This window comes from Delftia sp. 60 (assembly GCF_002754395.1).
In the GTDB taxonomy this organism is placed as follows: domain Bacteria; phylum Pseudomonadota; class Gammaproteobacteria; order Burkholderiales; family Burkholderiaceae_C; genus Comamonas; species Comamonas acidovorans.
Window position 1 is genome coordinate 3,194,174 of the sequence record NZ_PEFD01000001.1, and the last position, 14,346, is coordinate 3,208,519.

Genomic DNA, 14,346 nt, shown 5'->3' on the forward strand with positions numbered 1-14,346 from the left:
CGTTTGCGCGGGGACCACTGCGCCCGCTGCAGGCTCAGGCCTGCCTTTTCCTCATCCTGCGGCTGGCCAGATAGGCCATGCCGCACAACAGTGCCAGCATGCCACCCTGGCCCAGGCCGGGAACGGCCTGGACATTTCCGGGGCCGGGACCGGGTCCTGGGTCCGTGCCCGGACCGGGGTCGGGATCGGTGCCCGGGCCCGGGTCGGGAGGATCGGCAGCGACCACCTCGATGGACACGGCCGCCGGTGCGGCAGCGCTCTGGTGCCCGTCGGATACCGTGAAGGCGAAGGTATCGGGCCCGGAGTAGCCGGCCGCCGGCGTGTAGACCAGCGTGCCCGTCTGGGGATCGAAGCCGCTGATGCCGCCATGGGCGGGGCCAGCGGTGATCTCGAAGCGCAGCGGGTCCGACTCGAAGTCCGTGCCAGCGAGGGTGATGGACAGCGCCGTATCCTGCGGCGTCGTGACGGCTTGCGGCAGCGCCACGGGGGCGGCGTTGGCCGCCATCGCGTTGGAAAAGCGCGAGGTGTCGCCGGTGGAAATCCGGGTGGCGGTCGCCGTGACAGCGGCCTGGTCGCCCGGAGGCATGGCGCCCTTGAACGCCAAGGGCGCATGGCCGGAGGCATCGGTGGTCACGGTCTGCGAGCCCAGCAGAACCTTGCCGGCGGCGCGCTCCACCAGCCCGTCGGGCAGCCTGGGCGTCGAGAAATACTCGATGCGCATGCTCTCGTTGGCGACGCTGTCCAGCGTGCCGGACAGGCCGTCGGGCGTCACCGTGAGCAGTACCGGATCGGCAGGATCTCCGTTGGCCAGGCTGGTTCGTGCGATGCCTCCCTCGGTATTGCCGTAGATGGCATTGCCGAGCATGGAGACGCCCTTGACTTCGTCCCCCCGCAATCCCACGCCGAACAGCCTGTTGTGCGCAATCACGTTGGCATGTGCCGCGTCGTCACCGCCGACCAGGGTGTCATGGGCCTTCTGGAAAAAGGAAACGCCTTCCCCATTGGGCAGGGCGGTTCCCTGGGGACTGACGCCCACGTAGTTGCCCTGCACGAGGTTGTTCTTGCCGGCGCCCTGGAACTGTATGCCGGACGCCTTGCTGCCACCGACGATGTTTCCGCGCACGGTGACCTCGTCCGAATCCTTGATGACGATGCCCCATTGATTGGGCAGCATGGTGCTGGCATCCAGGCTGGTTCCCACGATATTCCCGGCAATCAGGGTATTCGAGTTGCGTGCGGCGTAGTTTCCATTCAATTCAATGGCCGTTTCCTTGTTTCCGGCAACCAGGTTGCCGTCTTCAGGGCCTGTGCCAATGCGATGTCCGCCTTCCGGCGAAAAGAATACGGCAATGCCTGGCCCATTGTTGGCAATCATGGCCGTGCCGGCTGCATTGGTCCCGACGCGGTTGCGGGTCACCAGCGTGTGCGAGCCGGAAATGGAAATGCCGGATGAACCACCGGTTTCCCTGACGTTGCCGGAGACGAGGTTGCTGTCGATCAGCGTGCCGGTAAATCCGGATGCCACGCTGATGCCGTTTCCCTGGTTTCCCAGCGCCACATTGCCGGTGATATCGGTGCCTATGTAATTTCCCTGAATGATGTTTTCTGTACCGACGCCCGGCCAGGAAAGCCATACTCCGGAATTTTCCGCCGCGGAAATGACATTTCGCCCGCCAATATCCAGATTACCGATGCGGTTGCGGTTGCCGGAGTTGACAATAATGTTGCTGCGATTGCCCATGGCGACCGTTCCCGATGCGTCAACGCCTATATGGCAGCCCAGCACGGTGTTGCCGTCGCCGGTCACCGCCAGGGCGGTGTTGAAGCCGCCTATCGCCAGACCGCGCACCGTGATGGCGCCTGCCAGCTCGAGCCCTGTACCGAACTCGGAGCTGCCTGCCTGCAGCGTGATCAGGGGGCGGCGTGGCAAGTGGTCCTCATAGCCGGGTTGCGTGCTGGCGTCCACCGTCAGTGATGTGGCGGGTGCAATGGGCTGCATGAGGCTGCCATTCCAGTTGCTTTGGGTGACGATGGTCTGCTCTCCCCCCGCACCGATGCTGAATTCGATGCGGTTGTCGCCCCCTTTGTTGCGGTTGGCGTTGGCGTAGGTGATGGCGTCGCGCAGGGAGCAGGGTCCCAGGCCGGTGCTGGCGCACGGGCCGCTTGCGTCGGCGGCGCTGTCCACCACGACGGTCCATGCATGGGCCGTGGCGACACAGCCTTGCAAGAGCAACGCCAGGGCGAGCAGGCGCAGCGGCCTGCTTGCCGGCCTGGTCGTGAATCGTTGCCTGTATATCCTCATTGCCATTTTTTACTTTCCCTGAAAGGGGCTGCCGAAACGCATTCTGGATATTGCGCAATACATGGCGTGAAATAGCGCTGGCATTCTGCATGCGCGACGTCTGTGTTCAATATCACAGGGGGTGGTCAGAAACGGAGCAGCCTTTGTCGATGAATCAATCCGGCAATGATCTCCAGGGCATCGGAATATTGGTTTAAGAATTTTCTTAAAGTGACAGGAATAATTGCATTTTCAAAGAGATTTGACGATTTTTCGATGGCGGATCGATGCTTGAAATCGCTCTTTGGCGAGGCGGCGTGCAAGAGGTTTCAGCATTAAGAAAATTCTTAGTCCAAATTCGCCCTTTGATTTCTAAGATTCGGCAATGCGCCAGTTTCAAGCTCTCTTGTTTTCTTCCAGATCGATACATCACAGGCTGTGCCTGTCCCTGGCACGGCGTGATTTGATGGCATTTGCACTGGCGATCATGGCCATGCTGGCCTGTGCCGGTCACGGCGGCAGGGACGCCGCCGCCCCGGCGACGCCGTCGCGCAGCCTCGGTCATGTGCCCGTGCGAGACATTCAGTTGTTTTTCATGGACCGATGCTTCCTGCTGCTGGACGCTGCGGTGGGGGCCACGCACGCAGCCATCCACACGCAAGCCGGTTATGCCTGGCCGTGGCGCGCCAGCGCACCGCAGGGCCAGCCCGGGCCGCTCCATTCACTGATGCAGGCAGGCCGGGCGCTTCCCGAATCCCTGTTGCTGCGCAAATCCGCGAACGACGCCGGATGGCTTGCAGACCGCTGGGAGCCCGCGCGGCAGCTGGTCAGGGCCCATGTCTGGCTGCTGCTGGGGTCCGTGTCGCTGGGACTTGCCTTCATGGCTGTACTTGCATGGTGCGTGCGCCGGCTGCGCCGCGGCGTGCCGACTTCGGCCTGGAGCCGGGCAGGCGCCTGCGCCGCCGGTGATGCGCTCTGCCGAAAGCTGCTGGACACGGCCCCCGTGGGCCTGGCGCTGGTGCGGTGCAGCGATCGCAGCCTGCTGCTGTCCAACGGACTGGCGCGGCAGTGGGTATGCAGTGATTCTTCGTGGTTCGAGCATGCCGTTGCCGAGGGCGCGCAGCAGGCCCGGCGCGAGCTGGTGCTGGGAGACGGTCGGCTGGTGGAGGTCCGCACCACGCACACCAGCCACGCCGGCGAGCCGGTGGTTTTTTGCCTGGTCAGCGATGTGACGGCGCTCAGGCAGGCACAGGCAGCACTGGTCGATTCCAAGCTGCGCGCCGAATCGGCCAGCCAGGCCAAGACGCAGTTTCTGGCCACCATGAGCCATGAAATACGGACGCCGCTCTTTGGCATCCTGGGAACGCTGGAGCTGCTGGCGCTGTCCAGAGCTCCTTCCGAACAGACCCGCTACCTGGGGGCCATGCAGCAGGCGTCGGCCTCCTTGCTGCGCATCGTCAACGACAGCCTGGACCTGTCGGCCATCGAGGCGGGCCGGCTGCAACTGGAGGCCCATGCGTTCTCGGCCACCGAACTGCTCGACAGCGTGGCCGCGGGCCTGCTGTCGCGTGCCGAGCAAAAGGGGCTGCAGCTGTATGCCGTCTCCGATGTGAAAACGCCGCCCCTGCTGGTGGGCGATGCCTTGCGGCTGCGGCAGATCCTGGACAACCTGGTGGGCAATGCCATCAAGTTCACGTTCTCCGGCCATGTGGCCATCCGCCTGCAGGTCATGGGAGAGAGCGAGGAAGGCACCGACCTGCGGTTCCAGGTTCAGGACACGGGCATCGGCATCGAGCCGGAGCAGCAGCCCTTCCTGTTCGACCCGTACTTCCGTGCCCATGCGGCCACGCAGCAGCAGGTCCAGGGCGCGGGCCTGGGTCTGTCCATCTGCCTGCGCCTCAGCCAGGAGATGGGCGGGCGGCTGACGGCCGCCAGCCAGCCGGGACTGGGGACCTGCGTGTCATTCGAGCTGCGCCTGCCGCGCGAGAGCGCGGCAGGCTATGAGGCGGTGCCCAGCCTGTTGCCGCACACCGTCTACGTGGATGGCGCCATTCCGGAAGTCGTGCACAACCTGTGCGCCTGGCTTCGGCATTGGGGCGCGATGGCCCAGCCCTACCGGGAGCAGGTGCAGGGCTCCAATGAACAGGCGGTGCTGGTGCAAGCCTGGCCACGGTCGGTGCGCCGTCCGCAATGGACGGGCAAATGCGTTGTGGCGCTGGCGCCGGGCGAGGTCCCCCGCGAAACCCTGCAGGCCCGTGTGTGGGAAACCAGCATGCCTGGCGTGCTGGCCGTGGGCCAGGCGCTGGGCATGGCCCAGCAGGGCATTGCGCCGGGCGCGCGCCCTGACCTGTACGCCGCCGTTCCCCAGGTCCACGAGCCGATGGGGCTGAGCGTGCTCATCGTCGAGGACAACCCCATCAACAGAATCATCCTGCGAGAGCAACTGCAGGTGCTGGGCTGCGAGGTCCAGCAGGCCAGCAATGGGCAGGACGCGCTGTCCATGCCCGGCCTGCTCGAATTCGACGCCGTTCTCACCGACCTGCACATGCCGCTGCTGGATGGCCTGGCCCTGGCGCGTGCGCTCAGAAAGCGTGGCTACGGCCGCCCGATCGTCGGGCTGACGGCCAATGCGCAGCCGCAAGGGCAGACGCAAACGCAGGCGCAAGGGCAGGGCGACGGACTGCCGGCCGGCTTCGACAGCCTGCTGTGCAAGCCATTCACGTTGGCGGTGCTGCGCACCACCCTGAACCACATCAAGCAATGCAGGACCTGATCCCATGCTGTCGACATTCAAAGTACTCATTCTTGACGACCACGCCCTGTGCTGCGAGCACACGCGCAGCCTGCTCATGGAGGCGGGAATCGTGGACACGCACATTGCCTGCAACGCACGCGATGCCCTGCAAATGCTGCGCGATGGCGGATTCCACCTCGTCATCACCGACCTGAAAATGCCCGACATGGACGGCCTGCAGTTCATCAATGAACTGAGCCAGCGCGGCCTGCATCCGATGCTCGTCATATCCAGCTCCTGCTCGCGCCGGTTGATGAACAGTGTCAGTCTCATGGCCAAGGAGTCCGGCTTTTCCGTTGTCGGGATGTTTCAAAAGCCGTTCGGTGCGGACCATGTCCAGGTCCTGGCCAGCCAACTCAGGTCCTTGCGTGCCTACGAGAGGAAAAGCGCTCCAGGCATCAAGGAACGGCCGATTTTCGCCAAGGCACACCTGATCCAGGCGCTGGAGGAGAAAACCATACAGGCCTGGTTCCAGCCCAAGAAATCCCTGCTCACGGGCCACACCGTCGGTGTGGAAGCGCTGGCACGCTGGAACGATCGGCAGTTCGGCTTCATGATGCCGGGCTCGTTCATGTCCGCCATCCGGTTCCATGGCCTGGACCATGCCTTGCTGGTGCGGATGATGGAAGACGCCATGTCGGCGCACCTGGCCTGGCGCAGTGCCGGACATGTCGTGCCTGTGTCCGTCAACCTGCCGATACCGCTGCTGGACGATATTGGCCTGCCGGATGAGTTGCACGGCATGGCGGCCCGGTGCGGCATCGCTGCGGAGAACATCACGTTCGAGCTGCTGGAGGACCAGGCCGTCGGCATACCTGCCAACTACTACATGTGCGCGAGCCGCCTGCGGCTCAAAGGCTTCGGCCTGGCCCAGGATGACTACGGGCGGGGTTACAGCTCGATGTACAGCCTCATCTCCACGCCCTTCACCGAATTGAAGATCGACCGGGCCTTCGTGGCCGGCGCCGCGGGTGACGAGGTGCGCACTGCGGCCTTGACGTCGTCGGTGCAGCTGGGGCGGCAACTGGGCCTGACGGTGACGGCGGAAGGGGTGGAGACCACCCAGGACCTGGAGTTGCTGCGCAGCATCGGCTGCGATTGCGTGCAGGGATATCTGCTGTCCGCCGCGGTGCCCGCCAGCGAATTTGCCCTTATGCTGGCATCCGAACCCCGACACCAAGGCAACCCCACCTGACCCAAGCACGCAAGGCGTCCATGCCCGACTCCCCGTTCAGCAAGATCACACGCACCACACGCTGGCAGAACCGGGTACTGTTTGGAGTGCTTCCCCTTGCGATCTTCCTCATCGCCGTGCTGCTGTGGGGCTCGGAGAGGATCTTCGAGCAGGAGCAGGGCCGCCTGGCCTTGAACTTCTCCGCCATCGTCGGCTCGCTGGACGAGCAGGAGATCTTTCTTCGGCGGCTCAAGGGCCGCAACGAGTCCTGGAAAGCGCTGCCGGACCAGAGAGTAGCCACCATCGTTGACGTGCCCGCTCCTGCGCAGGCGGACTACCGCATGTTCCGTGGCCGCGAGGCCATCGGCGGCATTCCCTTTTCACTGCAATGCTCTGCGCGCGCGGCCTGCGACACGCTCCCGGACCGGCTTTTCTCGCTGGGCAGCTCCCTGGCCGCGGGCTATTCCTCCTTCTGGGCAGGCTCCTACTTCCCGGCAGCCGCTGCCTTCTTCACCAAGGAGGATGGGGCGATCAGCATCGGCGTGCCGGCCATCGACGTGCCCATCGGCAACGAGAGCGTCACGCAGGAAATGTTCGACAGCACGATTGCCGCCGTCAAGGCGCATCTGCGGGCCAGGGCCGCCGATGCCCGGCCGGGCGCCGGCTCCACGGCGCCGGCGCAGGAGATCGTCTGGTTCCGGTCGCCCCAGTTCCCGGAAAAGATGATCGGCATGGTCGCAGCCGGCTTTTCAAGCCATATCGATGCCGGCGACGAAGCCGCCACAAGCCCGATCTACGCCGCCATCCTTTTCAGCCGCCAGCGCATCAGCGCCATAGAAAGATCCATCCATACGCTGCCCAGGCATCTTTTCTGGCTGGAGCACCGGGATTTCGGCGTGCTCATGGGCACCGGCCCGGTGCCGCAGGTGGACGAGGCGGGGATGCGGTATACGCGCAATGGCCTGATCCTCAAGACCGAGGATGCCTCCGGCCGGTGGACCGGCTACTACCAGGTGGACTACGCCACCTTTTTCCAGGGCCGGCTGTTCGCGCCCTCTGCCGGCCTGGTGCTGGCCCTGCTGCTGAGCCTGCTGGCCGGTATTGCCTATACCCGCTGGTTCAACCGCAAGGTGATTGCGCCTGCCCAGGACGCGCAGCGGGTCATCGTCGAGAGCAATCAATTCAACAGGACGCTGATCGAAACCGCCCCCGTGGCTGTCTGCCTTGTCGCCTACGGCAGTGGAAAGATCATCTTCAGCAACTCGCTGGTGCAGGAGTGGCTGCACTCGGCCGATGGCTACCTGCGCCCCGGCTCGCCGGAAAACAGGGCAGCGCTGGACGAGATTGTCCACGCCAGGGCCGCAGGAACCATGGAGCAGCTGGTCACCGCGCAGGGCCGAACGCTTTACGTGGCCTACGCGCCCACCCGCTACCTGGGCCAGGATGTGACGCTGTGCGTGTTTGCCGACGTCAGTGCGCGCGCAGAAATCGAGAGCAATCTGGAGCGGGCAAGAATCGCGGCGGACGAGGCCAACGAGGCAAAGTCCACCTTTCTGGCGACCATGAGCCACGAGATCCGCACGCCGCTGTATGGCGCGCTGGGCACGCTGGAGCTGCTGGGCCTGACCGAGCTCACGCAGCTGCAGCGCAAGTATGTGGACCGTATCGAAGCCTCCTCGTCCATCTTGTTGCAGATCATCAGCGACATCCTGGACACCAGCAAGATCGAGGCGGGCCAGTTGCAGCTGGAAAAGGCCCCGTTCAATCCCCGGGAGCTGGTGCAAAACTGCACCAGCTCCTATGCCGCCATGGCGCAGCAAAACGGCCTGCTGCTGTTTTCCTGCGTGGACGCGCAGGTGCCCGAGTCGGTGCTGGGCGACGCGGTGCGCATCCGCCAGATCCTGGGCAATCTCATCAGCAATGCCATCAAGTTCACGGAGGCCGGCCATGTGATCGTCCGCCTGCGCAGCGTGCCGGGCGCGGCCTCCCAGGTCCGGCTGGTGTTCGAGGTCTGCGACACGGGCGTGGGCATAGAAAAATCCCTGCATGGCGAGCTTTTCACGCCCTTTTATCTCGTCAAGAACAGCAGCCGCACTGCCCGTGGAGCGGGCCTGGGCCTGTCCATCTGCTGGAGCCTGGCCCGGATGATGTCCAGCTCCATCGAGGTCTGGAGCGAGCCCGGCCTGGGCAGCCGGTTCTGGTTCGAGCTGGGGCTGGAGACCGTCGCGCAGGAGGAGGAGGAGGCGCCCGAGCTCAAGGGTGCCCGGATCGCGGTGCGCACTCCCCACCCGGAACTGACGGACAACATCTGTGCCTGGCTGCAGCGCTGGGCCGGCCAGGCCCGCGCGGCGGGTGCCGCCCCGGTGGCCGCGGACAAGGATGAACTGCTGCTGGACGTCCTGTTGCCGGCGGACAGCCCCGCGCCCGGATGGACGGGGCCGCACCTGAACCTTTCCTCGCCCGACAACCGGGGCATCGACGGGCACAACGTTCTGAGCATCGGTTTGGGCATTGCGCAAGTGCTCGGCGGCGCACAGCGCTCGGCCGGCTCCGGCTCCGATCTGCCCCTGTTCGACCTGCGCGTGCTGGTCGCCGAGGACAATCCCGTCAACCAGGTGACGCTGCGCGGCCAGCTCGAGAGCCTGGGCTGCGAGGTCACGGTCGCCGACGACGGGGAGGAGGCGCTGGCGCTGTGGGACATCAGCCCGCACGATCTGGTGCTGACGGACGTGAACATGCCCTACCTCAACGGCTACGAACTGGCGGAGCGGCTGCGTGCGGAGGGCGTTGCCTGCCCCATCGTCGGCGTGACCGCCAATGCCATGCTGGACGAGGAAAACCGCTGCCTGAATGCCGGCATGAATGCCTGGCTGGTCAAGCCCATCCCGTTGCGCACGCTGGTCCGCACCCTGGAGAAATTCGCGCCGAAAAAGCGGCTCCGTCCGGCGCCTGCCCAGGCCGATACCCCGGTGGGGGATACCCCGCAGCCTGCGGCCCTGTCGGAGCCCAACGTGCTGCAGACGCACCGGCAGGTCTTCGTGCAGTGCATGAACGACGACATCGCAATGCTGGCCCGTGGCCTGGAGGAGCGCCGGCCCGACCTGGCCGCGCAGGCGCTGCATCGCATGCGCGGCGCCTTGCTGCTGGCCAGGATGCAGGAGCTTGCCGCGCGCACCCAGTCGCTGGAGGACCAGCTCCCGAACGGCACCCGGGAGCCCGGCCTGCAGGCCGCGCTGTCAGTCCTTTTGGCCGACCTCTTGGCCGACCTTCGAGCCATGATGGCGCAATTGCCCCAGCCCTAACCCTTTGCTTGCGATCCCATGAAACTGAAACTGCGCATTGCTGTCGTGGACGACCACGCCGTGGTCCTGCTTGGCGTCAAGGACTTCCTGGAGCAGGACCCCAATCTCCAGGTCGTGGCCACGTTCAGCACGCCATCGTCCTTGATGCAATACGCCAGGTCGAACCCGCTGGACGTGGTTCTGACCGACTACTCCATGCCGGGCGACGATGTCTATGGCGATGGCCTGCGCTACGTGGACTATCTGATACGCCACTTCCCGGACATCAAGGTGCTGGTGCTGACGACCGTCTCCAACCCCATGATCATCTCGGCCCTGTATGACGCCGGCGTCGCCGGTGTGCTGCTCAAGGAAGAGCCGCTCACCCAGATCATGGCGGCGCTGCAGTGTGTCCGCCTCAATGCCCGCTACTATTCGCCCTCATTCCAGGCCGACACGCCCAGGCAGGAGCGGTCCGTTTTCCTGACCGAGCGCGCCAACAGCCTCTCGCCGCGCGAGTTCGAAGTCCTCAGGCATTTCGCCAATGGCGAGTCCATCACCGAAATCGCCGCACGCCTGCGGCGCAGCGTCAAGACCGTCAGCCTCCAGAAGAACTCCGCCATGCGCAAGCTGAACGTGGACAGCAACCAGGACCTGGCGGCCTTCTGCGCCGAGCACCATCTCTTCGACTGACCGGCCTGCGGGCTGCACAAGCCGGTCACCCTTTTAGCGCCTGGCCTTGCGCCTGGCCGCCGTCCTCGGCGTCCCCCTCACCCAGGCGATAGTGCGGTTCGGACGGCATCAGGCGAAACCCCAGAAGTGCCCCGCGCCGGCTTGTCTTCATCGCCAGGGGCGCCTGGCAATGCACGCAGCAATAGTTCACGAAATTGGCGTCCTGCTCCAGTGAATAAAAGCGGAACCTCAGTCCGGGGTGGGGCGTTGACAGGCGTGTATTGCTCAGCAATTCGTAGCACGGGTCGCACAGTTTCTGGGACGTTCTCTTTGGCTGCATTTCTGGAAAAAACGGATCGATATACCGCTCTCCAGTCTTGCCCGGCCTTGCGCAGCCCAGGTTAAGACGATTCTTATTGCCGCACGGCGCGCATCAACGCGGCTGCTGCTGCGTCGTGCAGTGGATGCCGCCTTCCAGCGCCAGCTCGGTCTCCAGGTAGCGCACGTTGGCGGCTTCGGTGACAAAGCCCACCACCTCGGCATCGTTGTCATGCGCCTGGTTGTGCCCCAGCCGTTCTGGCGGGCGTTGGCCGAAGCCTGGGGAGATGGCCGGACGCTGTCGTTGCAACACTTGGTTACTTCCTTGACCCATCTCAAATCCCGCATGCGGCAGCGTCGATACGCTTCGGCCCATGAATCACCAGGGCTTGACTTTGGTCAGCATGGCTTGGCACGCAGGCATTCCCCGCCTGTGCGCGCACAACAGCGGCGCACAACGCCGCACAGGAGATGCATCAATGCACATCGGTCAACGTTTCTGGCGCCGCCAAGGATTGGGCGCAAAGCTGTCACTCACCAATTTTGTCTGGGTCGCCGCCATCCTGGCGCTGCTGGTGCTGGGCATTGCCTGGGATGTGAGCAAGTCCCTGCAGAAAAAAATGCACAACGAGATGCAGCAGGGCGTCCAGATGCTGCACAACTTCGTCGAGTCCACCGACAAGGAGCTGCGCCAGCGCACCCAGTTCCTGGCCGATAGCCTGGCGCGCAGCCTGCAGGGAACGCTCAGCCTGGACACCAGCGGCGGCGAACCCGTGCTGAGCCTGGACGGCCAGCCGCTCAACGGCAACGATGCGCACCTGCAGGCCTTCACGCGCAGCACCGGCGCCGTGGCCACCGTGTTTGCGGCCCAGGGGCAGGGCGACTTCGTGCGCATTGCCACCACGCTCAAAAACGAGAAAGGCGACCAGAGCGCGGCCGTGCTGGGCAGCCGGCTGGACCGCGCCCATCCCGCCTATGCCGCCATCCAGGCCGGCCAAAGCTACATGGGCCTGGCCCACCTGTTCGGCCGCCAGTACATGACGCAATATCGCCCGCTCAAGGACGCCTCCGGCGCCACCGTGGGCATCGCCTTCGTGGGCCAGGACTTCTCGCAACTGCTGGAGCACTTCAAGGACTCCATCCGCGCGCTCAAGGTGGGCCAGACCGGCTACTACTACGTGCTCAATGCCGAAGACGGCCCTCAGCGCGGCCAACTGGTCGTGCATCCCGCCCTGGAAGGCCAGAACATGAGCGATTCCAAGGACGGCGATGGCCGCTTCTTCATCCGCGACATGCTGGACCGCAAGCAGGGCAGCATGGCCTATCCCTGGACCAATCCGGGCGAAACCCAGGCCCGCGACAAGCTGGTCGTCTTCAGCCAATACGCACCCTGGAACTGGGTCATTGCCACCAGCGCCTACGTGGACGAAGCCGTGTCCGAGACCCGCAGCCTGGTCCTGCAGTTCGCCCTCATGGGCCTGGGCGCCGTGCTGCTGCTGTCGGCGGCATGGTTCTGGCTCATCCGCCGCATGATCGTGCGCCCCTTGAAGCAGGCCAGCCACATGGCCTACGCCATTGCCGATGGCGACCTGACCGTGCGCATCGCCAGCGACCGCCAGGATGAAATCGGCCACCTGCTGGAAGCCATGAACACCACCAGCACGGGCCTGACGCGCGTGGTCGGCAGCGTGAACGAACAGGCCCACAGCGTGGCCTTGGCCAGCGCGGAAATCGCCCAGGGCAACCAGGACCTGGCCGCCCGCACCGAAAGCGAAGCCAGCGCGCTGGAGCAGACCGCCGCCGCCATGGAGGAACTGGGCTCCACCGTGGCCCACAACGCGGACCACGCGCAATCGGCCGACCGCATCACGCGCGAGGCCCAGCGCGTCGTCACCGAAGGCGGGCAGGCCGTGCGCAAGGTCGTGCAGACCATGCAGGGCATAGACGCCAGCAGCAAGAAGATCGCCGACATCATCGGCGTCATCGACTCCATTGCCTTCCAGACCAACATCCTGGCCCTCAACGCCGCCGTGGAAGCGGCCCGGGCGGGCGAGCATGGCCGGGGCTTTGCCGTGGTGGCCGAGGAAGTGCGCGCCCTGGCGGGCCGCAGCGCCGAGGCCGCCAAGGAAATCAAGCAGCTCATCAGCCACAGCGTTGCCGAAATCCACACCGGCAACCAGGAGGCCGCGTTTGCCGGGGAAACCATGGAACAGGCCATGGAGGAAATCCGCAAGGTCACCCAGCTCATCTCGGACATCAGCCACGCCAGCGCCGAGCAGAACAGCGGCGTCGCCCAGGTGGCCGAGGCCATCACCCACATCGACCAGACCACGCAGAAGAACGCGGCCCTGGTCGAGGAAATGGCCGGCGCCGCCGCAGGCCTGCGCCACCAGTCCGATCAACTGGTGCGCGTGGTCTCGGTCTTCAGGCTGTCGGGCGGCAGCGGTGCGCCGCTGCAGACTGCGGCCCGCGCAGCGAGCGCCGCGCCAACCACCAGCGACGCAATCCGCCGTGCCCCGGCGCTGGCGCCCAGCGCTGCCGCAGCCAAGCCCGCAGCATCGGCCGCCCCGGCAAAAACGGCCGCCGCCAAGCCCGTCGCCATGGCCTCCACGGCCGATGACGACTGGGACAGTTTCTGAGAGCCACCGGGTGAGGCCAGGGGAGCCTGGAGCCCCTGGAGCCCCTGGCTCCAGCGGCCCGCCCTCTCGGGCCCGCGGCGCTCTGGCATGCTCTGCAGCCACTCCATGAACCGGTTGAATCCCATTGACGCCCCTTGAATACATCGATCGCGCCCTGGCGCTGGTGGCCCAACGTGCCCTGGCCCTGCCAGGTCACGATGTCTTCCAACACTTGGCGCAGCAGCTGCAATACGTGCGTGCGGTGCTGCTGGACCGGGGCCTGGATCGCTCCAGGCTGCACCAGATCACCATCGGCAGCGTTGCGGTGAAGGAGTTCGACGAGACCGATCCAGAGCTGGCCCGGGCCCTGAAGGATGCGCACCACGTGGCCGTGCAGACCGGACGCGGGCTGAAGATCGATTTGCCCTGAGCGCGCTCCAGCAAAGGAAATGGCGGGGTAGTTTGGCGCTACGCCAGCGGAGTCTCGAAGACCACCCGGCCCAGGCGGCTCTTGACGATGTAGCTATTGCCGCTGATCTCGGCGGTCTTGAAATAGTCGCGGCGGTCAATGAAGCCGGGCACATCGCTCATCCACAGTTTTTGCGGGGTGCTCTGGCCTGCCCTGGTCACTTCGCAATACCAGGCTTCACCCACTTCGGAATCAAGGCGCCGGAACACTTCCACCCGGGACTTTCTGTCCTTGCTGCGCTTGCCCAGCTTCTTGATGGGCAGCGTCAGCTGGAATTGGCGCTGCACCACCGCATCCGCTGCCGCGTTGATGGCCTGCACGGCTTGCGGGTTCGGTCCCTTGCGGTTGGCGATGTCCATCAGGCACTCGCGCAGGAGCTCCAGCAACTGCTGGTTCTGGGCAGTGCGGTCCTGCGCCAGAAAATGCGCAAAGTCGAAATCCTCAACAAAAACCGCAGTCACTCCAAGAACGTTGTCGAACGCCTCCGCTTCGCCCTGGGGGCCAAGAACCACGGCAATCTTGCTGCTGCCATTGATCTCAACCGCAGGCAGCAGGGCCATGAACATCTCGGTGATGGGGTGGGTCAGGCGGCGAATGTACACACCATCAGGCAGCGCGGCCAGGTCACTTTCGTGCAGGGTGAGCAGGTTCAATTTCATGGGAGTCTCGCTATATGCGCCATTGTCCCTGCCCGAGTCACTGCTCGGTTCACTGCCCGGCCAGCCGCTGGCCACTCCTG

The 14,346-nt window shown here is 65.0% G+C and carries 10 protein-coding genes; 6 read left to right on the forward strand and 4 right to left on the reverse strand.

Annotated features, from left to right (window positions below; genetic code table 11):
• Window positions 1-34: 34 nt before the first annotated feature.
• Both CLV01_RS14495 and CLV01_RS29125 read right to left on the reverse strand, forming a co-directional pair.
• On the reverse strand, window positions 35-2,185 hold the full coding sequence (locus CLV01_RS14495; RefSeq protein WP_257221296.1) for an Ig-like domain-containing protein: 2,151 nt from the start codon (window positions 2,183-2,185) through the stop codon (window positions 35-37).
• Window positions 2,186-2,507: 322 nt separating this feature from the next.
• The gene (locus CLV01_RS29125; protein WP_180288342.1) at window positions 2,508-2,846 is read right to left on the reverse strand and encodes a hypothetical protein; all 339 of its coding nucleotides are present in this window, start codon (window positions 2,844-2,846) and stop codon (window positions 2,508-2,510) included.
• Between the two features lie 30 nt (window positions 2,847-2,876).
• Between CLV01_RS29125 and CLV01_RS14500 the strand changes: the two genes are divergently transcribed.
• The 4 genes from CLV01_RS14500 to CLV01_RS14515 are packed head-to-tail and all read left to right on the forward strand — an operon-like array spanning window position 2,877 to window position 10,223.
• Window positions 2,877-5,054, forward strand: a complete 2,178-nt coding sequence (locus tag CLV01_RS14500) for an ATP-binding protein (protein WP_257221297.1) — start codon at window positions 2,877-2,879, stop codon at window positions 5,052-5,054.
• 4 nt (window positions 5,055-5,058) lie between these two features.
• Entirely contained in the window at window positions 5,059-6,270 is a 1,212-nt protein-coding gene (locus CLV01_RS14505) for an EAL domain-containing response regulator (RefSeq protein WP_043824289.1), read from the forward strand.
• A gap of 20 nt (window positions 6,271-6,290) precedes the next feature.
• Window positions 6,291-9,551 carry a hybrid sensor histidine kinase/response regulator gene (locus CLV01_RS14510; RefSeq protein ID WP_099734001.1) on the forward strand — a complete coding sequence of 1,087 codons (3,261 nt, stop codon included), beginning with the start codon at window positions 6,291-6,293 and terminating at the stop codon, window positions 9,549-9,551.
• An 18-nt stretch (window positions 9,552-9,569) separates the two neighbouring features.
• Window positions 9,570-10,223, forward strand: coding sequence for a response regulator transcription factor (locus tag CLV01_RS14515; RefSeq protein ID WP_099734000.1), 654 nt, complete (start codon window positions 9,570-9,572; stop codon window positions 10,221-10,223).
• Between the two features lie 412 nt (window positions 10,224-10,635).
• On the opposite strand, the gene CLV01_RS29130 is transcribed toward CLV01_RS14515, so the two are convergent.
• Window positions 10,636-10,833, reverse strand: coding sequence for a hypothetical protein (locus CLV01_RS29130; RefSeq protein WP_180289119.1), 198 nt, complete (start codon window positions 10,831-10,833; stop codon window positions 10,636-10,638).
• Window positions 10,834-10,999: 166 nt separating this feature from the next.
• On the opposite strand from CLV01_RS29130, the gene CLV01_RS14530 reads away from it, so the two are divergent.
• Both CLV01_RS14530 and CLV01_RS14535 read left to right on the forward strand, forming a co-directional pair.
• The gene (locus CLV01_RS14530; RefSeq protein WP_099733998.1) at window positions 11,000-13,159 is read left to right on the forward strand and encodes a methyl-accepting chemotaxis protein; all 2,160 of its coding nucleotides are present in this window, start codon (window positions 11,000-11,002) and stop codon (window positions 13,157-13,159) included.
• Between the two features lie 124 nt (window positions 13,160-13,283).
• Window positions 13,284-13,568 (forward strand): immunity protein Tsi6 family protein, encoded by a 285-nt coding sequence (locus CLV01_RS14535; RefSeq protein WP_034392327.1) that lies wholly within the window; start codon window positions 13,284-13,286, stop codon window positions 13,566-13,568.
• A gap of 38 nt (window positions 13,569-13,606) precedes the next feature.
• On the opposite strand, the gene CLV01_RS14540 is transcribed toward CLV01_RS14535, so the two are convergent.
• A complete protein-coding gene (locus CLV01_RS14540; RefSeq protein ID WP_257221298.1) occupies window positions 13,607-14,341 on the reverse strand; it encodes a hypothetical protein in 735 nt (244 codons plus the stop codon).
• Between the last annotated feature and the right edge of the window lie 5 nt (window positions 14,342-14,346).